We start from the raw sequence: 20,779 nt of genomic DNA, 5'->3' as shown, positions 1-20,779 counted from the left end.
CAGCACGGGCACATCAACCGATGCATTCTCGACAAGGAGAACTTTCATGACTCGACTGATCGCTTTGCTTCTCATTGCAGGGACCGCCGCGCTCGCGGGTTGCAACACGATGGCCGGCGCCGGGCAGGACATCTCGAAGGGCGGCAACGCCATCACGAACTCGGCGGATCAGGCGAAGTAAGCCGGTCGCCGAGCGACACGGCAGCGCTTCGCGGCGCTGCCGCGAGCCGTTGCCTCACGCTGTGTCGTGCTTTTGCAGGAACAGAAAGCCCGTCGCGAGTCATCTCGCGACGGGCTTTTTTTAAAGGGTGGCGCAGGCGCAACGCAGGCGAGACGCAGGCGCGAAACAGTCGCGCCCGCAAACAAAACGGCGACCCACTCGCGTGGATCGCCGCTCCGTCCTCCCCAAGACTGTCCGCCGCTCACAGGCGCTACATACGCCTGTGAGCGCGGCGTGCTTATTGCCCCGTCAGCGTGTTCGTCAGTTCCTGACTCGGCGTGCCGGTATTGCCGTTCTGCGCGATCAGCAGATGGATCTGCCCCGGCAGCAACTGGCTGAGCGTGCCGCCGATCGGCACCGACGTCACCAGCCAGTCCGCGTTGTTCGACAGCGAGAACGCGGCCGACTGGAAGATCGGCGTCTTGTTGCCGGAGACGGTCGCGATCAGCTCGTATTGGCCGCCGGACACATAGATCGAATCCTGACCGCTGGCGGGCACGGCGTTCTTGTACTGCACACCCGTCATGGTCGGCGTGAGATTGGTAACATCGGTCGTACCGGCCGGCACCAGGTACAGGTCGAGATTGCCCGCGTTCTGCGACGCATTGAAACCGCGCAGACGCGCGCTGTTGGACAACAGGCCCTTGTCGAACGGATCGTCGATCAGGCCGATGTCCGGCGCGGTCACGTTCGGCAACGCGATCACGGTGTAGTCGTGGCCGTTCGCGACGTTCGGAAAATTGCCGCTCGCGAGCGCGGTCGTCGTGCCGGTCGCCGCATAGGCGGCCGTGGTCGAGCCCGTGCCGATATTGGTGAGGTTGGTCACGCCTTTATAGCCGACGTTGGTTTGCCCCGAAGGCGCGGTGCCGTTCACCAGGAAGTCGAGTGCCGGACTGCTGGGATTCGCATTGATGAAATGAATCTCCGGATTCGTGATCCCGAGTTCCTTGCCCACGTCGCTGGTGCCGCCGCCACCGCAGGCGCTCAGAAGGGACGCAACAGCAGCCATCGCCGCCATGGTTCGGATCGTTTTCATTGTGTTCACCTATTTCGATGTTGGGCTCATGGCCCATTGATTTATGGGTGCTTCGCCTCGAACCTCGGAATGTCCGACACCCGTTTTCAACGCTGCTTCGAATGGTGTCTGGACGGCGTTCCGAAACGGAGCACTCCCTCCTTCCCTGCCGCACAACGCGCCCGTATCAGGAGCGGCGCGGTCCGTGTCGATGGACGCTCGCTTTGAGCAATGCGTGTGCCGCGGGGGTCGAATTGGCTTGCGGCGACGCAAGAATGTCTTACGGCGCAATGATTTGCGTGGATTAGAATTTTTCCTCGGCGGCGTGGCCCGACGCGCGGTGTATCGTTCGTCCGCGTCCCATACTTACACGGTCCCCCGCATGCCTTACCAACGCTTACTCGCCGAACTCGATCTCGGCTTCACCCGTTTGCGCAACCGCGTGGTGATGGGTTCGATGCACACCGGCATGGAAGACCGCTTCTGGCATTACCCGAAGCTGGCCGCCTATTTCCGCGAACGCGCCAGGGGCGGCGTGGGACTGATCATCACCGGCGGCATCTCGCCGAATCGCGAAGGCTGGCTGCTGCCGTTCGGCGGCACGCTGAACTCGGTGTTCGATCTGCGCAATCACCGGCAGTTGACCGAAGCCGTGCATGCCGAAGGCGGCAAGATCGCGCTGCAGATCCTGCATGCGGGCCGCTATGGGTATCAGCCGTTCGTGGTGTCGGCCTCCGCGCTCAAATCACCGATCTCGAAGTTCAAGCCGCGCGCGTTGAGCGTGGCCGGCATCGCGAAGACCGTGCGCCACTACGCGCGCTGCGCCCGCCTCGCGCAACGCGCGGGCTACGACGGCATCGAAATCATGGGCAGCGAAGGTTATCTGCTCAATCAGTTCCTGTGCCCACGCACCAATAAGCGCACTGACGACTATGGCGGCAGCATCGGGAATCGCCTGCGGCTCGCGCGCGAGATCGTCGAGCGGGTGCGCGCGGCGTGCGGCGAACGCTTTATCGTCGTGTACCGGCTTTCGCTGATCGATCTGGTGGAAGGCGGCAATACCTGGGACGAGACCGTGCAGGTCGCCAAGGCACTCGAAGCGGCCGGCGTGACGATGTTCAATACCGGCATCGGCTGGCATGAAGCGCGTGTGCCGACTATCGTAACGTCGGTGCCGCGCGCGGCGTTTGCCGAACTCAGCGCGCGGTTGAAGGCCGCGGTGAAGGTGCCGGTGATCGTGTCGAACCGCATCAACACGCCGGAAGTCGCCGAAGCGCTACTCGAACAGGGTGCTGGCGATCTGGTGTCGATGGCGCGGCCGCTGCTGGCCGATCCGGAGTTCGTCGTCAAGACCGCCGAAGGCCGCACGCACGAAATCAACACCTGTATCGCCTGCAATCAGGCCTGCCTCGATCACACGTTCAAGAACCAGCGCGCGTCGTGCCTGGTGAACCCGCGCGCGGGGCGCGAGACCGAACTGGTCTATCGCCCGGTCGCGAGTCCGCAGGCGGCGCGTTCGGTCGCCGTAGTCGGCGCGGGGCCGGCGGGCTTGTCGGCGGCGACCGTGGCGGCCGCGCGCGGGCATCGCGTGACGCTGTTCGATGCGGGCGCAAGCATCGGCGGCCAGTTCAATCTGGCGATGCGCGTGCCCGGCAAGGAAGAGTTCAGCGAGACCATCCGTTATTTTCAGAGCCAGTTGCAGCGACATCAGGTCGACGTGCGGCTCGACACGCGCGTCGATGCCGCCCTGCTGGCGGCCGGCGCTTACGACGACGTGATCGTCGCCACCGGCATCGTGCCGCGGCGGCCGGCGATTAGCGGCATTGAGGGGCCGAACGTGCTGTCGTATGTGGACGTGTTGCGCGGCGCGCCGGTCGGGCGCCGCGTCGCGGTGATCGGCGCGGGCGGCATCGGCTTCGACGTCAGCGAGTTCCTGTTGCATCGCCCCGGTGAGCCGCTGCCGACGCCGCGCGACACCTGGCTCGACGAGTGGGGCGTGGATCTCGCGGTGCGGGAACGCGGCGGCCTGAAAGCGCCGGTCACGCCGCAGCCGCCGCGCGATATCTGGTTGTTGCAGCGCAAGGCCGGCAAGCTGGGAATGGGACTCGGCAAGACGTCGGGCTGGGTGCATCGCGCGACGCTGGCAAGAAACGGCGTGAAGATGCTCGGCGGGGTGTCGTACCGGGAGATCAGCGCGCGCGGTTTGAAGATCGAGCGTGACGGTGTCGAGGAATGGCTCGAAGTGGACACGATCGTGGTGTGCGCGGGGCAGGATTCGCTGCGCGATCTGCATCCGGTGGCGGCGGAGCATGTCGCCGTGCAGACCGGGGGTCCGCGTTATCACGTGATTGGCGGCGCCAAACTGGCAGGCGAACTGGACGCGAAGCGGGCGATCCGCGAAGGCGCTGAGGTGGCGGCGGCGCTTTAATCCAGCGCGGTTTGCGAAGGCGAGGCGGCGGCATGCTCGCCGCTCGGCGAACCTCGCCTCCCGGCGCACGCATCAGGCAGCAAGGCCCTTCTTGCGGTAATCGAACCAGAACGACAGCCCCACGCTCGCCAGAATCACCACGGTCGCGATCACGGTGGACCGCGTGACCGGCTCGCCGAGCAACAGCGCGCCGAGCGCTACCGCGACTACCGGATTCACGTACATACAGCTGCTGGCGATGATCGGACTGGTGTGCCGGATCAGGAAGCCATACGCGACGTACGCGGCCATCGTGCCGATCAGCATCAGGTAGACAAACGCCAGCACCGGCAGAAAATGCACTTCGAGCATCCGCTCGCCGGAGACCCACGCGACCATGCTCGACATCGCGCCGCCCAGGCCGATCTGCAGCGAGGTCGACAGAAACAGGTCCGACGGCAGTTTCAGACGCCCGGCCAGATGCGCGCCGCCGGCCCAGAACAGCGCGCCGCACAGAATCGCCAGACTGCCGCCCGCCGACCCGGGCGAGCTGTCGCCGTGACTAAGAATCGCGATGCCGACGAGCCCCAACCCCACCGCGAACCACTCGCCCCGGCCGATCTTGCGCCCCGCCACCGCCGCGATCACCGTGGCGAACAGCGGCACGGTGGCCACCATCACGGCGGCGGTGCCGGTGCCGACGGTACGCATGCCGAACGCCAGCATGCCGCTCGACAAGCCGACCAGCATCGTGCCGACCAGCCCGGCATTGCGGATTTCGGCCATGCTCGGCCAGGCCGGCTTGCGACGCACCGCGAAGATGAACAGGCCGATGCCGGCGAACAGGTTGCGCATGCCCGACAGCAGCAGCGGCGGAAACGAGCCAAGCGCGACGTGCACGGCCAGATAGGTCGAGCCCCACACGAGATAAACGACGCCGAGCGCCAGCGCGATCTGGCCGTTGCGCGACTGCGGCAAACGGATGGGAAAACTGCGCGGAAAGCGATTGAGGAGTGGCGGCGACATGCGTTCAACCCGCCCCTGCCGCTAACGATCCCGCGTTCCCGCGGAAGGCCCGGTGGCGGGATGGCGGACACCGCATCGGCGATGCGGTCGGACGGGCGAGGCTGGCGGACATGTGGTGGAACGGAAGGACGATAAATGGCCAAAGGGCCACAACGCCGCGGCATTCGAAAGAGGTCGATTCGCGGCGAACACGCGCCAAATGCTCGGCGCGCATCGCATTATGCAGTAAGCGCCCACCGCGTCAGTCGAAAGAATCGTAACTTTTTAGCGTACTTGCAACAAAAAAAGCCGGGGATTTCTCCCCGGCTTTGACACCGTTTTTAGCACCCATCGGCGCCGCCGCGTTCACGCTATGCGAGCGGCATCGACGGCGTGCGTCAGTTGGCCATGGCGCCCGATGCTTCGTGCTTCATGCCCATCGCGTCGCCGCTCTTCTTCATCTTGTCGTGTTTCATCGTGTTCTTCTTCATGCTGTCTTTCGACATGGTGTCTTTGGACATGGAGTCCTTCGACATCGTGTCTTTCGACATGGCGTCGTTGGACATCGCGCCGCTGGCTTGCGCGAACGCGGCGCCGCCGCTGGTCAGAAGAGCGACGGCCACTGCTGCGATTGCGAACTTTTTCATGGGATAACTCCGTTGTTGTGGATATTTCAAAACCGGCTGATCGGGTGATTCGATGCACAGATCGCCTGATCGCCGGCGTATTTCCGAAGCTTCTGCCGCCCGGGGGTGCGTGAAGGGCCAGGCGTCAATGCCGGCTCATCGCGCGACCCGCGTGCGTCAGGAGCCTCCGAACCAGTTGTAGCCCTGGTCGACCCAATAGCCGCCAGGGAACGTGTTGGTGACGAACATCTCGACGATGTGCTTCGGATTCTTGTAGCCGAGCTTGGTCGGCATGCGCAGCTTCATCGGGAAGCCGTATTTCGCGGGCAGACGTTCGCCGTCGTAGTCGAACGTCAGCAGCGTTTGCGGATGCAGCGCGGTCGGCATGTCGATGCTTTCGTAGTAGTCGTCCGCGCATCTGAAGCCGACGTATTTCGCGCTGGTGTCCGCGCCGATGCGTCGGAGAAAATCGCCGAACGGCGTGCCGCCCCAGCGGCCGATCGCACTCCACCCTTCCACGCAGATGTGTCGCGTGATCTGCTCGGCGTGCGGCAATGCGTATAACTCGGGCAAGCTCCACGCGCGCTGGCCGTTGACGAGGCCGCCGATCTTCAATTGATAATCGGCGCCATCCACTTCGGGCACGTCATCGATGCCGTAGAACGCGTTGAACGGGAACGGTCGCGTGATTTGCGCTTCGGTGTAGGTCGGCGCGAGCTGCTTCGGATCGAACAGCGCGGCCTGCGCACGGTCGTTCAGGCGCGACACGGCGGTCAGAAATTTATTGACCGAGTCGTTGTCGGTGAGCGAGCAGCCGGTCAGCATCGACAGGCCGCCGAGCGTCAGCAGACGCTTGCCGAACAGGCGACGCGACGGCATGGTGAGTTCGCGCCGGGCGTCGATCAGGATCGATTCGCGATCGAGCGAGTGCGCAGCTTGCTGCGAGGGTTTTCGAATGGGCTTGTTCATGATTCGATATCCATAACTTTCGGTTGCGGCGACTCGGTGGCGACTAAGCGGCGGCTAAGTGGAGACTCAACGCCCGCGCAACATGGCCAGCAGCGAGCGCGGCACGAGCGCCACCATCGCCAGATGCACGGCAATGAAGGCCGCCATCAGCGACATCGCGCAGAAGTGCACGATGCGGGCGTTGTCATAGCCGCCCATCAGTTCGCGCAGCAGCGGAAATTGCACCGATTTCCAGATTGCGAGGCCCGACAACACCAGCGCGATCAGATCGCAGACCACGAACAGGTAGGCGAATTTCTGCACCGCGTTGTAGACGCGCAGATCGGCGTGCGAAAGCTTGCCGGTCAGCGCCGCGATGAAGTCGTGCAGCACCGCGCGCGGCGACACCGGCAGGAATTTGCGCACGAAACGCCCGCTCGCCAGGTTCAGCGCGAGATACAGCAGCCCGTTGAAAACCAGCAGCCACATCGCCGCGAAATGCCATTGCAGCGCGCCGCCGAGCCAGCCGCCGAGTGTGATGTCGGTCGGGAAGCGAAACGCCGGGAAGATCGGCGACGCGTCGTAAATGCGCCAGCCCGACAGCATCATCAGGATCGCCGCGAGCGCGTTGAGCCAATGCGTAACGCGCACCCATAGCGGATGAATCGTGCCGGGCTGCGGCACGGCGGGCGGCGCGAGCTGTGGGTCGCGATCGCGCAGTGCATGAGGGGTTGCCATGAAAATCTCCTGTCGAACAGAGTGGGCGTGTCTTCCAGAGTTAACGCCATCGCGCTGCCCCTGGTCCCATAACGCTTACCCTGATCCTTTGCCAAGTCGTGGTTGTGAACGGCCGGATCGCCGGCTCACTGGCAGGCGGCCAGCTCGGCCACTTGCAGCACGTCGCCGGTTGCGTCGTTTTCGACGAACGCGACCACGCCGAAGCGATCGGCGCTGCCGCCGGCATCGGCGCCGCTTGCGTCGACGCGAACGTCGCGGTGAATCCGCGCATTGCCGCCGACCAGCGGCACCGGCCCGATCCATTGCCGCACCACACGTTCGTGATGCAAGGTGGCGCCGCTGTTTTCACCCGCGCCGACGTGCGAGCTCAGCGCGTTTTCATACACGGCGACGTACGCGTTGAGTTGTCCGGCGGCGTCCGTGGCCTTGCTGGTGAATTGCGCGGTGACATTGAACGCGCCAGGCGCCTGCGGATTCAGTTCGAGCGCGACGTTCGCCTGCGCCGGTTCGGCGACGACCTTGCCGATGCGGCTGTCGAAACTGTCGCGTTGCGACCAGCTACGCAGCTCGCGGCCCGACACGAAGATTTCCGGTGTATAGATGGTGTGGCCGCCGGCCAGATCGGTCAGCGTCTGCTGGCGTTCGGTGAAGCGATGTTGCGAGAAACGGTCGGTCCAGCCGAGGCTGTTCCAGTAGTCCACATGCAACGCGAGCGGCACGATGCCTTGCGTCGCGCCACTGTTTTTCCATTGGCTCAGCCAGTTGTCGGCGGGCGGGCAGCTATTGCAGCCTTCGCTGCTGTAAAGCTCGACCAGCGCCACGCGATGCGCCGGACTGTGGGCGCTGCAGACGGCGGCCGCCGCGTTGGCGAGGCCGCTGGCGGCAAGCAGACTGACCGCGGCGACGCAAGCGATGGCTCGCGTGAAAAGGCGGAACGAAGGACGCGTGGTCGGCGGCGTTTGCGGCTGCATGCACAGCCACACGAACGGCCGCATCAGCGGTCGAGCGAGCCGTTGCGCCATCGACTGCGTTAATGGCCGATAGCCGGCGCGGCGGGTACGGGCGGTTTGCATGACGTGCTCCCATCAGGATCTGCACGTTTGTCGAACCGCCCGGCCGCTTATGACAGGCCGTTCCAAATTTATTTCCACCGACCTGCCCGCTCAGCGCGAGCGGCTCAGTCGTAACTCATCACTACCGTCACGCGCGTGTCCGGCGTGGCGTTTTTCGGCGACAACGACATCACGCCGCCGTCACGGCCGACCTTGTAGTGACCGTCGCGCGTCGCCGGGGCAAGCCGCCCGCCACGTTCGACAAAGCGCGTCACCATGCTGTCGCCCGAACTCGCGCCGCCGTTCACCTGCAACGCGACATCGGCACCTGCGGTCACCCCTGGCGGCCCACTGAACGTCAGCGTCACCGCGGAACCTTGCAGTCCTTGCAAGGCGCCCATGGTGCCGACCCGCGCGCCGGGTGCCGCCGACACTTCCAGTTGCGGCGCCACGATCGCGCCGGAAAACGTGATCGTTCCGCCTTCCGACGCCGACGCCGCTAGCGGCGCCGTCATCAGCGCCAGCGTGGCCGCCGTGCCGAGCGCCACAAACCGCCCAGTTGCCGTTTTCATCAGCCTCTCTCCTTAAGCCGCCTCGAATCGCATCGCGTCATCGGCGGGCCGCGCAGCGCGACATCGTTACGCTGGAGTACGGCCCGTCTGACAGGCGCGTTAACGGCACCGGCATGCGCGGCCTTGAATGACACACGCATACGAAGCCGAACCGGCGCCACGCAGACGGCTCGGCGTGGCGTCGAACGAAGAGACTCAGGATGCCGTGCTAACATTCTCCTTTCAATTGCGCCGCGATCGATGCTCTCGCGGCGCCGAACCGATTCGATTCCGAACCTTGCCGGTCAACCCCATGCGCTTCCCGACTTTTCCTGCCCACACCCGCTTGCGCCCCTGCCGCGCAACCGGTTGCGCGCGCAAGGAATTCACCCGGCTGCGCGGCGGTGAGCCGGCCCGAATGCTTCCGCGAAAGCTTCCCCAACTTCTCCCGCTCTCCGCCGCCCGGCGCCCGATCTGACGCAGCCCGCTCCTTGCCCGAGCCGCGTAGTGGGGTTCCGGGCCGATCGCCTCCGCATGCTGTTCCCTCACCCGCAGATCGCACTGGAGTCCCCGTCGTGAAGAAGACGAAAACCTGTTACCTCACCGAACTCGACGTCGCCCGTCTCGAGAAGCACGCGGCCGCGCCCGGCGCCGACGCCCGGCTGCAAGACATGCTCGACCAGGTTCTCGAACGCGCCGCGATCGTCGACTCGCGCGAGATTCCCGCGAACATCGTCACGATGAATTCGCAGGCTATCCTCGTCGACGAAACCAGCGGCGAGCACATGACGTGGACCCTCGTCTATCCCCCAGAGGCCGAGTTCGCAAGCGGCCGTCTGAACGTGTTCTCGCCGCTCGGTCTCGCGCTGCTCGGCGCCAGGCGCGGCGAGAAAATCCGCTTCACGCCGCCGAGCGGCGCCGAGAAAGTGCTGAAGCTCGAGAAGATCCTGTTTCAACCCGAAGCCGCCGACGACTTCACGCGGTGAACCCACCGCGCGGCGCCGTGAATCGTTGCGTCGCAGCATGTCTGCCGGGCCTATCTCTAGAAGAATAGGTCGCGCCCGGCGACAGTGATACCCGCCGTGATACCCGGTATCCGAGTTTTCAAGATGGGTTGCCAAGCAGCGGCCGGCCGGTGTATCGTGTGCGCTGCTAACGCGGGGGTCCTGCGTCGCACGGAGGTTGGGGGTCCGTGCTGCGTGGGTGAGAAATACCCTTTGAACCTGATCTGGATAATGCCAGCGCAGGGAAGCGTACGGATTTCGCTCCCGGTCTACCGTTTCATCTCTCGCGATTTCCGACTTCTTCCGTCTCGTCTCCTGCTTAGCCGCCCCACATTGCTATTGGCTCAGGAGATAACGCATGAACGCCAACCCGAAATTCCTTTCCGCCGACGCGCACGTCGACGAAGCCGCTGTCGCGCCGCTGCCGAATTCCCGCAAGGTCTACGTGACCGGTTCGCGTGCCGACATCCGCGTGCCGATGCGCGAGATCTCGCAAGCGGACACGCCGGACAGCTTCGGCGGCGAAAAAAATCCGCCGGTCTATGTCTACGATACGTCGGGCCCCTACTCCGATCCGGATGCCAAAATCGACATTCGCGCCGGTCTGCCCGCGCTGCGTCAGGCGTGGATCGAGGAGCGCGGCGACACCGAAGCGCTGACGGGTCTGTCGAGCGACTTCAGCCGCGAACGCGCCGCCGACACCGCCACCGCCGACCTCCGTTTCAAGGGCCTGCACCGCACGCCGCGCCGCGCGATCGCCGGCCAGAACGTGTCGCAGATGCACTACGCACGCAAGGGCATCATCACGCCGGAAATGGAATACATCGCGATTCGCGAGAACCAGCGCCGCGCGGAATATCTGGAAAGCCTGAAGACGAGCGGCCCGAACGGTGAAAAGCTCGCCGCGATGATGGGCCGCCAGCATCCGGGCCAGGCGTTCGGCGCCAGCGCGTTCGGTCCGAACGGCCTCACCGCGATCACGCCGGAATTCGTGCGTGAGGAAATCGCCCGCGGCCGCGCGATCATTCCGAACAACATCAATCACCCGGAAAGCGAGCCGATGATTATCGGCCGCAACTTCCTCGTGAAGGTGAATGCGAACATCGGCAATTCGGCGGTGACGTCGTCGATCGGCGAAGAAGTCGACAAGATGACGTGGGCGATCCGCTGGGGCGGCGACACGGTCATGGATCTGTCCACCGGTAAGCACATTCACGAAACGCGCGAGTGGATCATCCGCAATTCGCCGGTGCCGATCGGCACGGTGCCGATCTATCAGGCACTGGAAAAGGTCAACGGCAAGGCCGAAGACCTGACCTGGGAAATCTTCCGCGACACGCTGATCGAACAGGCCGAGCAAGGCGTCGACTACTTCACGATTCACGCGGGTGTGCGTCTGCAATACGTGCCGCTCACCGCTAAACGCATGACCGGGATCGTGTCGCGCGGCGGCTCGATCATGGCGAAGTGGTGCCTCGCGCATCACAAGGAAAGCTTCCTGTACGAGCATTTCGAAGATATCTGCGAAATCATGAAGGCCTATGACGTGGCCTTCTCGCTCGGCGACGGCCTGCGTCCGGGCTCGATTTACGACGCCAACGACGAAGCCCAACTCGGCGAATTGAAGACCCTCGGCGAACTCACGCAGATCGCGTGGAAGCACGACGTGCAAACCATGATCGAAGGCCCCGGCCACGTGCCGATGCAGTTGATCAAGGAGAACATGGACCTGCAGCTGGAATGGTGCGACGAAGCGCCGTTCTACACGCTGGGACCGCTCACTACCGACATCGCGCCGGGCTACGATCACATCACGTCGGGTATCGGCGCGGCGATGATCGGCTGGTTCGGCACGGCGATGCTGTGCTACGTCACGCCGAAGGAACACCTCGGCTTGCCGAACAAGGACGACGTCAAGACCGGCATCATCACCTACAAGCTCGCCGCGCACGCCGCCGATCTGGCGAAGGGCCATCCGGGCGCGCAGGTGCGTGACAACGCGCTCTCGAAAGCACGCTTCGAATTCCGTTGGGAAGACCAGTTCAACCTCGGTCTCGACCCGGACAAGGCGCGCGAATTCCACGACGAAACGCTGCCGAAGGATTCGGCGAAGGTCGCGCATTTCTGTTCGATGTGCGGTCCGCACTTCTGCTCGATGAAGATCACGCAGGACGTTCGCGAATTCGCCGCGCAACAAGGCGTCACCGACGACGAAGCGCTGAAGAAAGGCATGGAAGTGAAGTCGATCGAGTTCATGAAGAAAGGCGCGGAAATTTATCAGCGTCAATAACGGTTGAGGCGTTGAGTGGGCGGTGCGATTGCCCCGCCCTCACGCGCACGACCTTGCATTGCAATACCGAAGCCCGCCATTGCGCGGGCTTTTTTGGTGCTCGACATCAGGCACGCCGCATGCTGACAGAAGGGAAACATTTGATTACGAAACCGACAGCCCGCTCACAAGCTCACACATCTTGATACGGGCTGCGGCTCTACCATCAAATGCAGGGATGGTCATTTCCGTCATGGGTGTCCACTGTTCCATCCACTTCGAATAACTCACTTCCACGGGAGTCAGCATCATGAAATCGATCCGACAAATCACCGCGCTCGCCACGCTCGTCGCCGTGGTGGCGAGCCTATCCGCCTGTGGCGACATGAGCCGGCAGGGCCGCGATACGGCCATCGGTGCTGGCTTGGGCGGCGCGGCGGGCGCGGCGATCGGCGGCAATGCGCTGTCGACGGTGGGCGGTGCGGCGGCGGGCGGCATCATCGGTAACCAGGTGGGCAAGTAACGGTGCAAATAACGGTGGCGAGCGGGTGGCGAGCGGCTGGCCGGGATGGATGAGATCCGGTCGGCCGCCTCGTCGATGCGTTGCAATGACCTGAAATAAGCCGTTACGGTTTTGCAATCCTGCGCGCATCGTCGCGGCGTAAGCTCATGGCATGACGCCGCCGGCCGGCGTTCGATATAACCAGGAGCGCGTCATGAAGTCCCGCGTCGTCAATCCGTTCCGTGCGCTCGGCCCGCAGCTGCCGCGCGGCTTTTATCGTCGCTTAACCCGTTTTTCGCGAACCGGCTTCGCCCTCGGCGGCGCGGTCTGCGTGCTCACATTGTCCGGTTGCTATTACCCGTACGGCTATTATCCGGGCGCTTACTCGCCGTACTACGCCACGGTCCCCGCCGGCGCTACCCAGCAGGATCTGGGCGTGGCGCAAAACGATCCGGCCGCGATACAGCAACAGCAGCAATTGCAAGCACAACAGGCCCAGTCGCAGGCGCGCTCGGCCCAGCAAGTGCCACCGGCCACCTACGCGACCGCGGTGGTTCCGCCACCACCGGTCTATGTTGCGCCGGCTTATCCCGCCTACTATCCGCCGCCGGTCTATCCCGCCTACCCGGCCTATTACGGCGGCTATCCGGGCTGGTATGGGCCGTCGGTATCCATCGGCTTCGGTTTCCGCGGCTATTGGGGTGGTCATGGCGGCTGGGGCGGGCACGGCCACTGGCACTGAGCGTGCCGGTTTCGGCGCTTTTCGCTGCTTGGGCCGCTTGCCTACGTGTCTCCCGCGTGCCCAGGTCGCAGGCTCAGTTCTTCAACTTGCCATTAGAGACCCTTGCGTGGCCTGTGGCCGTCTGAAACGCCGCCAGGCATTACTTGATGCGCAGCGCGTCACCCATCCGTCGGGCGACGCGCCCCGCTGCCCGCCTTCATCTCGCGCCCGTAGTTTCCCCTCTTGACCTGCCCCAGCCGAGTTCTATGCTTCTGTAGAACCGCACGCAGTACCCGTTTAAATAAGCGCCCCGGCCGACCACACCATTGCCGCCGGCGCCCATCCGTCCTAACGACGCGCCCCGTAGTGCGTGGTCCCGCGTCGAGTCCGAACAACAACGAAGGAGACGCGATGTTTCATCAACTACTCACTCCGGTCGGCAACTCACTGCCGCTCTCGTTCCTGGTCGCCGCGCTGCCCATCATCGTGGTGCTGCTCCTGCTCGGCTGGGCCCGGCGGCCGGCCTGGCAGGCATCGCTCGCGGGGTTGATCGTCGGCCTGATCGTGGCGATCTTCTTCTGGCAATTTCCGCTGGGACTCGCGTTCGATTCGGTCGCCAACGGCGTCGTGTTCGCCTGCTGGCCGGTCATGTGGATCGTGTTCACGGCGATCCTGCTGTACAACATCTCGCAGCGCTCGGGGCGCTTCGCGGCTTTCCGCATGTGGATGATCGACAATCTGCCGAACGACCGGCGCGTCGTGCTGGTGGTGATCGGCTTCTCGTTCGGTGCGCTGCTCGAAGGGATTTCCGGCTTCGGCACGCCGGTCGCGATTACCAGTTCGCTGCTGATCCTGCTCGGCTTTCCGACGCTCGAAGCACTCACCTTCACGCTGATCTTCAACACCGCGCCGGTCGCGTTCGGCGCGCTGGGGGTGCCGATCACCGTGCTCGGCGCGGTCACGCACCTGCCGGCCGATTCGCTCGCCAAGATGGTCGGCCGCCAGCTGCCGTTCTTCGCGTTCCTGCTGCCCTTCTATGTGATCGGCGTGTACGCCGGTTTTCGCAACATGCTGCGCGTGTGGCCGGTGCTGCTGGTGTCGGGCGCGAGCTTCGCACTGACCCAGTTCGTCGCGTCGAACTACGTGAACTACAGCCTGACCGACGTGTTGTCGTCGATGGTGTCGCTGATCCTGACCATCGCGTTCCTGCGCGTCTGGCGGCCGGCGGCGGATCCGAAGTTCGCGATCAACATCGACCGGGTCGGCGAGGTGCGCGGCAAGATCGGCGGCGGCCAGGGCTGGTATCCGTGGATCATCGTGTCGGTCGTGGTCATTATCTGGACCATCGCGAAGATCTTCCTGATCGGTGACGTCAAGGTGCCGTGGCCCGGACTCGACAAGGCCGTCTTCATCACGCTGTACAACACGCCGTATAGCGCCGTGTGGGACTTCCAGCCGCTCGCCACCGGCACGGCCATTCTGGTCGCGGCGATTATCACGGCGTTCGTGGTCGGACTGAGCGCGAGCGAGTTCGGCAAGGCGATCGCCGATACCTGGGTGCAAACGCGTATCGCCATCCTGACGGTGGCGACCATCGTCGGACTCGCGTATCTGATGAACTACTCGGGCTTGACCTACACGCTCGGTCTGGGCGCGGCGTCGGTCGGGCCGTTCTTTCCGCTGGTGTCGGCGTTCCTCGGCTGGGTCGCGGTGTTTCTGTCCGGTAGCGATACGTCGGGCAATGCGCTGTTCGGCAACCTGCAGGTGGTGGCGGCGCATCAGTTGAATCTGAATCCGATCCTGATGGCGGCGACCAATTCGTCGGGCGGTGTGATGGGCAAAATGATTTCGCCGCAAAACATCTCGACCGGCGTGGCGACCACCGAACTCAAAGGTAAGGAAGGCGTGGTGTTCGCCCGGACCTTCAAGCATTCGATTCTGCTGACGGTGCTGCTCGGGGTGCTGGTGTGGCTGCAGCAGAACGTGTTGCAGGGGATGATTCCGCACTAGGAAGATGGCGAGGGAAGTTGGCCGTTGCCTCAGCCGTTGCCTCCGCGGCGGTCAACTTCCGTGATTCCGTACTTCCGTATTCCCGTACTTCCGAAACGCCACGCTACCGCAAAATAATTCACGATCTCGCCACACGCGCTCGGCCCCGACTGGCACGGCTCCAACCGCACAACCACCTCATCGTAATTTTTCTCACATCAGCGTGAGAATTGCTCGTTTTGCATACGCCGCGCCAGCGCTTACGATCCCCTTTATCCGACGCCCCCACTCTCCCGCATCTTGCCGTTTCATTCCAGGCTGAAACGTTTCGCGCGATCGCGCTGCTACGATGCGCTGGCGTCTCGACTCAACCGCGCGCGGCGCCCCTTCGATGAAAGCTAAAAACCTCCTCCAGTTACTGATTCTCGCTGCCTTATGGGGCGCGTCCTTTCTGTTTATCCGCGTCGGCGTGACCGATTTCGGCGTCGCGCCGTTAATGGCGCTGCGTGTCGGCATCGGCGCGGCCTTCCTTATCATCGTGCTGATCGCTCGCCGGCCGTTGCGGCAATCGGTCACGATCCTGCGCACGCGCGCCTTTCCGCTGCTGGTGGTCGGCATTCTGAATTCGGCGGCGCCCTTCTGCCTGTTCGCCTATGCCGAGCTGACGCTGTCGGCCGGCGTCACGTCGGTGATCAATGCGAGCACGCCGCTGTGGGGCGCGCTGGTCGCGTTCGTCTGGCTGCGCGACCGGCTGAGCGGAATGCGCACGCTCGGTCTCGTGGTCGGCTTCCTCGGCGTGTTGATGCTGGTGTGGGACCAGATCGCAGCGCCGGGCAGTTCGGCGGCCACGCCATTGACCACCGCGCTGGCGGCCGGCGCGGCGCTCGGCGCCACGCTGCTGTACGGCATCGCCGCCAATTACACCAAGCGCCACCTGACCGGCGTCGATGCGCTCACCGTCGCCGCCGGCACGATGACAGGCGCCACCATCGTGCTGCTGCCGCTCGCGGTGATCTACTGGCCGGCCGCGCCGATCTCACCGCATGCGTGGGGCGCGGTGATCGCGCTGGGGGTGGCGTGCACCGGCGTCGCGTATATGTTGTTCTTCCATCTGATCGCGGTGGCCGGACCGGCGCGCGCTATCACCGTGACCTTCGTGATTCCGATTTTCGGCATTTTGTGGGGTGCGCTGTTTCTCGGCGAAAGCGTGTCGCCCGGCATGCTGGAAGGCTGCGGCGTGATTCTGGTCGGCACCGCGCTCGCCACTGGTGTCATCAAGCGGCTACCCGGGGTCGGCCCGCGGCGCGCCGACACCTGAGCTGAGCCTGACCGGGCTCGGACCCTGTTCGACGCGCGTCGCATGTTGCGGTGTTTGCGTTTTGATTGGCCACGCATTGCGCGTCGGCAAAAAAATAGCCCGCACTCTTTCGGAGTGCGGGCGAAACCGTCGCCCTACGAGGATAGGCGACGGGGCCACCGAGGCCGCGCGCGTTGCGCGCAGGCCATCATCGGGCGCAGCACCGGTTCATCGTCCGATGCTGGAATCGTCTGGAACACTTGCCTGGAAAACCCTGTCGGCTTAACCAATCCGGCCCCATGAGTCTATAAAAGCAGCTTGTGTGCCAGTTATTGAAAGTCAACGGAGAAATCTCGCAAGCGTTTGATTCTTATTAGAATTTATTGCGAGACGGTGCGGCGGAGGGAGGCGGTGGAGCGGGCTTAGACAGTTACGTCACCGGGGTAACGTCACGTTACACGCGGCCGCACAGCGCGGCCGCATACGTTCGATTCATACGCCGCGGCCGGCAAGGCGGCGCTCAATGGGTGGGCCACTTCGGCCGTTGCGCCACGCTGTGCCGCAAACGCAGCCCCGTCGGCGGCCGCGATTCTCGCGGGCTCAACGCCGCGCCGCACACAAGCGCCAGGACGAGCAAGCTCGCCGCCCACATCCAGTACGGAATCACGTCGAACATGGCCAACTCCGGTTGATTGCCGGGTTATCCCGGTCGTCGGAGTCAAGCAAAACACGTGCTCGTCTGTAGAGTCAGCGTCCGGCCGATAGTCGGGTTCGGATTCGCCTGCCAGGTGGCAGTGCGCGGTCAAACTCGCGGGCGAAAAAAAGCCCGTCCGGGATGAACCCCGGACGGGCTTTTGGACAGCTGGACCACCTGCCGTGACTGACGACTTACCGCGCCTTACCGCCGTTTGCGGCAGGCCCGGCGGTTTCGCTCAGTGCAACTGGTCGACCATCAGACTCATGATCTGCTTGGCCTGCGGGCTCTGATCGACATCGCCCTTGTCGTTGACCACGGCGACGCGGGTCTGGTTAGGCGTCACGGCGCGCACGTTGACCAGATACTGCTTGGCAACTTTTTCCTTCTTGCCGTGGAAAACCTGGCTCCAGAAGCCCTGCTCCGCCGACGTCAGATCCTTCGGATCGACGTAGCGCACGAAGTACAGGCCACGGGTCAGATCGCGGTCGTCGACGGTGAAGTTGCTACGGTCGAGCGCGAGGCCCACGCGCAACCACGCGCGGTCGTACGGCTCGCCCAGCGTGAGCTCGGTCGACGAGAACTGCGCCTGCGTGTTCGCCGAGTCCGCGTCCGGCATGGGCTGCTGCGCCGACAGCGCGACGTTTTGCGCCGCGGTGGCCGCTGCCGCCGATTTGGCGCCCGCGGTGGCGGCGTTCGGCGCGGTTTGCGCGCCGGCCGGCGACAGATCCGCGCTTTGCGTGTCACCCGATTTACGCGAGTCGGCCAGCGCCAACGCCGCCATCAGGCGCTTCAGGTATTCCTGTTCGAGGCCCGGATCGTTCGGCTTGGCTTCCCATTTGGTCGAATCGTTGTTCGGACCGGTGACCGCCTCACGCAACCCCTTCTGGCTGATGAACACATACGTGCCGCCGCTCGGCGACGTTTCGAGACGCGTGCGGTACTTGTTGCGCTCCGAACTCACGTAGCTGTTGCCCATGGCTTTGGACAGCGTGTTGCGGATCAGGCCGTCGTTGATTTGCGCGTGGGTTTCGTTCCAGTCGGTTTCCATCACGCCCTTGTCGCGCTGGTCGACCACCAGCAGGAAGCCCTGCTCCTGCCAGAAGCGGCGAATCGCCGCCCAGGCCTGGTCAGGCGTCTTGTTGTCGATGACCAGCCAGCTTTCCGTGCCGTCGCGCTGGATGTGCATGCCGGTAACCGGCGGCACCACCACCGTGGTATTGGCCGACGGAGCCTGCGCCTGAACCTGCTTGAGCGTGGACAACGAGGTTTCGCCGCCTTGCGGAGGCAACGAACGCTGATCGGCCGTCTCGTCGATCATGTTCGGCGGGACGGCAAGTGACACCTGCTTCGATTTCGAGTCGCTCTTGTAGTCGATTTTGGTCGGCGACGACGTGCCGCAGCCGGCGACCAGACCGCATGCCATCAGCATTACTGCAAACCGCTTGGTAAGACGAAGATCAGTCATGTTCGGGGAATCCTTCCGCTACGCCACGGCAAGTTTCCGTGGATCAACCCAACATTTTACCGATCCCGGCGAGTCATGTGCAAAAACTGGGGTTTGCCTCAGAAATAAGCAGCCGATGCGGTTTGGTCGAGCCATTGGGCCAGGCCGTTTTTTCTGCGATAGATCCTGCGATGTCACGACGCACGCGAGGCGTTTTCCGGCGCGGGAAAAGCTCGGCCGCGACCGTTTTCGGCCCGCTTTCATACCGCATATTTAACAATCCGCAACCTTTCCCAATTCATTGTCAGACCTATCCCACATCTGCGTCAGATCCTTGTCTCAAAGGCTTTTCGCGTTCCGCTCGCACGTCGTTTTTGAGATTGCTCGATCCAGCGAATCGCCCGTCTGTCGAAGATCAGGAAACCTCAGTGATATCTTGAATTGGACGTCTCAATAAAGTTTGAGCGCTTCCATCGCGAGATCGACTGCTATGCAAAAAACGCGCGCCTGTCAGGCCCTGATCGTTTCGGCGCTGGCCATTTCCCTCTTTTGCGCGAATCCCCCCGCGCACGCCGAATTGGGCGGCGCGATGCGGCTCGACGCCGATTCGACCGGCGTCATGCCGCGCACGCTGCTGAACGGCGCGCTGCGCCTGCGCACGCTGACCGATGCCGGCGCGACCACCGTCAACGAGTACGCCACCAGCACCGGGCTGATCGTCGCCTATGCGTGGCAAGGCCCGACCATGCCGGACTTGCAGACGCTGCTCGGGCCGTACGCGGCGTCGTACCGCAGCGGTGCAGCCGCGGCGGCGGCGAGCGGCAATCTGCATGCGTCGCGCGTGGTCCGGCCGGATGTGATGGTGGAGTCCGGCGGCCCGATGCGCGGCTACGTGGGACGCGCGTGGCTGCCGTCGGCGTTGCCCGCCGGCGTCGCGGCCGACGATTTTCGGTAATGGACGGCGGCGCGCGATATCCGCCCGCCCTGCATCCGCCCTAGCCGCACTCACAAAAAACAACGCGCCGGAGACCGCTCGCACCATGACCCCGTCTATCCCCTTGCTCACGCTGGTCCTCGTTTCCGCCACGCTCGCCGGTTGCGGCGGCGGAGGCGGCGGCAGCACGTCAACCAGCGCCGGCCAAACCGGCTCCGCCAGCGCCCCGGCCAGCGCCGCCACGCCAGCCGCCAGCACGTCGGTGCCGCAATCGACCCTTCCCAACGTCCAGCCGATCGCCGTCACCACCGCGCCGGGCCTGACGCGCAACATGCTGACGACGAGCGTCACCGTCTGTCAGCCCGGCACCGACAACTGCGCGACCATCGACAATGTTCAGGTCGATACCGGCTCGCACGGTTTGCGGATTCTGGCGTCGGCGCTGCCGGCGAACCTCCCGCTCGCGGCGATCGCGTCGGGCGACGGCATCACCGGCGAGTGCGCGGTGTTCGGCGGCGGCTACGCGTGGGGCACGGTACGCAGCGCGGACGTGCGCATGGCCGGCCAGCTGGCCGCGGCGATCCCGATCCAGCTGATCTCCGACCCGGCGGCGCCGACCGTCCCCGCCGATTGCGCCGCCTCCGGACCGGCCATGCTGACTGTCGCGAGCCTGCGCTCCAACGGCATTCTCGGCGTCGGCCTGTTCGCGGCCGACTGCGGCGCCGGCTGCGTCAACACCGCCTTGCCGCGCTGGTATTACCGTTGCGACGCGAACGGCGCCTGCATCGCGAGCACGCAGGCGCTCGCGCAACAGGTGACCAACCCGGTCAGCCGCTTCGCGCTAGACAACAACGGCGTCGTGATCGACCTGCCGGCCGTTGCCGACAACGGCGCGGCCAACGTGTCCGGCTCGCTGATCTTCGGCATCGATACCCAGGCGAACAACACACTCGGCGGCGCCGGCGTCATCAAGGCCAATTCGCAGACCGGCTACGTGGTCACCACGAGCGCGGGGCAAACGTATTCGCAAAGCTATATCGACAGCGGCTCGAACGGGCTTTTCTTCAGCAATACGCAATTGCCGCAGTGCGGCTTCTGGTATTGCCCCAGCGCGACGCAGGCCGCCAGCGCCGCGATTTCCGGCACGAACGGCACGTCGAACCCGGTGTCGTTCGAAATCGGCAATTCGCGCGTGCTGTTCGCGTCGGGGAACAACGCTTTCGACAACCTGGCCGGCGTGGCGGGCGGCAGCTTCGGCTGGGGCCTGCCGTTCTTCTTCGGACGACGTGTCTACACCGCCATCTCGGCACGCGTGACGTCGGCGGGACCGGGGCCTTATTACGCGTTCTAAAGCTGACCG

General features: G+C 64.3%; 19 protein-coding genes and 1 riboswitch. Of the genes, 10 read left to right on the top strand and 9 right to left on the bottom strand.

Annotation, left to right across the window (positions count from 1 at the left end; all coding sequences use genetic code 11):
* Positions 1-46: 46 nt before the first annotated feature.
* On the top strand, positions 47-181 hold the full coding sequence (locus tag B0G83_RS07340; RefSeq protein ID WP_035546684.1) for an entericidin A/B family lipoprotein: 135 nt from the start codon (positions 47-49) through the stop codon (positions 179-181).
* 277 nt (positions 182-458) lie between these two features.
* Here the strand turns inward: B0G83_RS07340 and B0G83_RS07335 are convergent, their stop codons facing one another.
* Positions 459-1,256: a DUF4397 domain-containing protein gene (locus tag B0G83_RS07335; protein ID WP_105506785.1), complete on the bottom strand. Its 798-nt coding sequence runs from the start codon at positions 1,254-1,256 to the stop codon at positions 459-461.
* Between the two features lie 361 nt (positions 1,257-1,617).
* On the opposite strand from B0G83_RS07335, the gene B0G83_RS07330 reads away from it, so the two are divergent.
* Complete coding sequence (locus tag B0G83_RS07330) at positions 1,618-3,663, top strand: NADPH-dependent 2,4-dienoyl-CoA reductase (RefSeq protein ID WP_105506784.1); 2,046 nt, start codon at positions 1,618-1,620, stop codon at positions 3,661-3,663.
* Positions 3,664-3,735: 72 nt separating this feature from the next.
* On the opposite strand, the gene B0G83_RS07325 is transcribed toward B0G83_RS07330, so the two are convergent.
* From B0G83_RS07325 to B0G83_RS07300, 6 genes are all read right to left on the bottom strand, one after another.
* Positions 3,736-4,668 (bottom strand): EamA family transporter, encoded by a 933-nt coding sequence (locus B0G83_RS07325; RefSeq protein ID WP_105506783.1) that lies wholly within the window; start codon positions 4,666-4,668, stop codon positions 3,736-3,738.
* A gap of 377 nt (positions 4,669-5,045) precedes the next feature.
* The gene (locus tag B0G83_RS07320; RefSeq protein WP_105506782.1) at positions 5,046-5,294 is read right to left on the bottom strand and encodes a pentapeptide MXKDX repeat protein; all 249 of its coding nucleotides are present in this window, start codon (positions 5,292-5,294) and stop codon (positions 5,046-5,048) included.
* A gap of 156 nt (positions 5,295-5,450) precedes the next feature.
* The gene (locus tag B0G83_RS07315; protein WP_105506781.1) at positions 5,451-6,242 is read right to left on the bottom strand and encodes a molybdopterin-dependent oxidoreductase; all 792 of its coding nucleotides are present in this window, start codon (positions 6,240-6,242) and stop codon (positions 5,451-5,453) included.
* A 66-nt stretch (positions 6,243-6,308) separates the two neighbouring features.
* Entirely contained in the window at positions 6,309-6,959 is a 651-nt protein-coding gene (locus tag B0G83_RS07310) for a cytochrome b/b6 domain-containing protein (protein WP_105506780.1), read from the bottom strand.
* Between the two features lie 125 nt (positions 6,960-7,084).
* Positions 7,085-7,930 carry a thioredoxin family protein gene (locus B0G83_RS07305; protein WP_105507197.1) on the bottom strand — a complete coding sequence of 282 codons (846 nt, stop codon included), beginning with the start codon at positions 7,928-7,930 and terminating at the stop codon, positions 7,085-7,087.
* A gap of 206 nt (positions 7,931-8,136) precedes the next feature.
* Positions 8,137-8,583 carry a hypothetical protein gene (locus B0G83_RS07300; protein WP_105506779.1) on the bottom strand — a complete coding sequence of 149 codons (447 nt, stop codon included), beginning with the start codon at positions 8,581-8,583 and terminating at the stop codon, positions 8,137-8,139.
* A gap of 554 nt (positions 8,584-9,137) precedes the next feature.
* Here B0G83_RS07300 and B0G83_RS07295 point away from each other — a divergent pair.
* From B0G83_RS07295 to B0G83_RS07270, 6 genes are all read left to right on the top strand, one after another.
* A complete protein-coding gene (locus B0G83_RS07295) occupies positions 9,138-9,548 on the top strand; it encodes a GreA/GreB family elongation factor (protein WP_105506778.1) in 411 nt (136 codons plus the stop codon).
* A gap of 163 nt (positions 9,549-9,711) precedes the next feature.
* Positions 9,712-9,830: riboswitch (TPP riboswitch) on the top strand.
* Between the two features lie 94 nt (positions 9,831-9,924).
* Complete coding sequence (gene thiC / locus B0G83_RS07290; protein WP_105506777.1) at positions 9,925-11,856, top strand: phosphomethylpyrimidine synthase ThiC; 1,932 nt, start codon at positions 9,925-9,927, stop codon at positions 11,854-11,856.
* A gap of 289 nt (positions 11,857-12,145) precedes the next feature.
* Positions 12,146-12,358, top strand: a complete 213-nt coding sequence (locus B0G83_RS07285; protein WP_105506776.1) for a glycine zipper 2TM domain-containing protein — start codon at positions 12,146-12,148, stop codon at positions 12,356-12,358.
* Between the two features lie 193 nt (positions 12,359-12,551).
* Positions 12,552-13,079 (top strand): hypothetical protein, encoded by a 528-nt coding sequence (locus B0G83_RS07280; RefSeq protein ID WP_105506775.1) that lies wholly within the window; start codon positions 12,552-12,554, stop codon positions 13,077-13,079.
* 390 nt (positions 13,080-13,469) lie between these two features.
* Positions 13,470-15,068 carry an L-lactate permease gene (locus tag B0G83_RS07275; RefSeq protein WP_105507196.1) on the top strand — a complete coding sequence of 533 codons (1,599 nt, stop codon included), beginning with the start codon at positions 13,470-13,472 and terminating at the stop codon, positions 15,066-15,068.
* A gap of 370 nt (positions 15,069-15,438) precedes the next feature.
* On the top strand, positions 15,439-16,365 hold the full coding sequence (locus tag B0G83_RS07270; protein WP_105507195.1) for a DMT family transporter: 927 nt from the start codon (positions 15,439-15,441) through the stop codon (positions 16,363-16,365).
* Between the two features lie 499 nt (positions 16,366-16,864).
* On the opposite strand, the gene B0G83_RS38495 is transcribed toward B0G83_RS07270, so the two are convergent.
* Together B0G83_RS38495 and bamC are read right to left on the bottom strand one after the other, a co-directional pair.
* A complete protein-coding gene (locus B0G83_RS38495; RefSeq protein WP_181156739.1) occupies positions 16,865-17,020 on the bottom strand; it encodes a hypothetical protein in 156 nt (51 codons plus the stop codon).
* A gap of 256 nt (positions 17,021-17,276) precedes the next feature.
* The gene (gene bamC / locus B0G83_RS07265; RefSeq protein WP_105506774.1) at positions 17,277-18,506 is read right to left on the bottom strand and encodes an outer membrane protein assembly factor BamC; all 1,230 of its coding nucleotides are present in this window, start codon (positions 18,504-18,506) and stop codon (positions 17,277-17,279) included.
* Between the two features lie 469 nt (positions 18,507-18,975).
* Between bamC and B0G83_RS07260 the strand changes: the two genes are divergently transcribed.
* Together B0G83_RS07260 and B0G83_RS07255 are read left to right on the top strand one after the other, a co-directional pair.
* On the top strand, positions 18,976-19,440 hold the full coding sequence (locus B0G83_RS07260; protein WP_105506773.1) for a DUF2844 domain-containing protein: 465 nt from the start codon (positions 18,976-18,978) through the stop codon (positions 19,438-19,440).
* A gap of 85 nt (positions 19,441-19,525) precedes the next feature.
* Entirely contained in the window at positions 19,526-20,770 is a 1,245-nt protein-coding gene (locus B0G83_RS07255; protein WP_105506772.1) for a DUF3443 domain-containing protein, read from the top strand.
* The last annotated feature ends 9 nt before the right edge of the window (positions 20,771-20,779 follow it).

The organism is Paraburkholderia sp. BL21I4N1 (genome assembly GCF_002973525.1).
Classification (GTDB): domain Bacteria; phylum Pseudomonadota; class Gammaproteobacteria; order Burkholderiales; family Burkholderiaceae; genus Paraburkholderia.
Note: the sequence above shows the minus strand (reverse complement) of the source record. Positions and strands in the feature narration are given on the sequence as shown.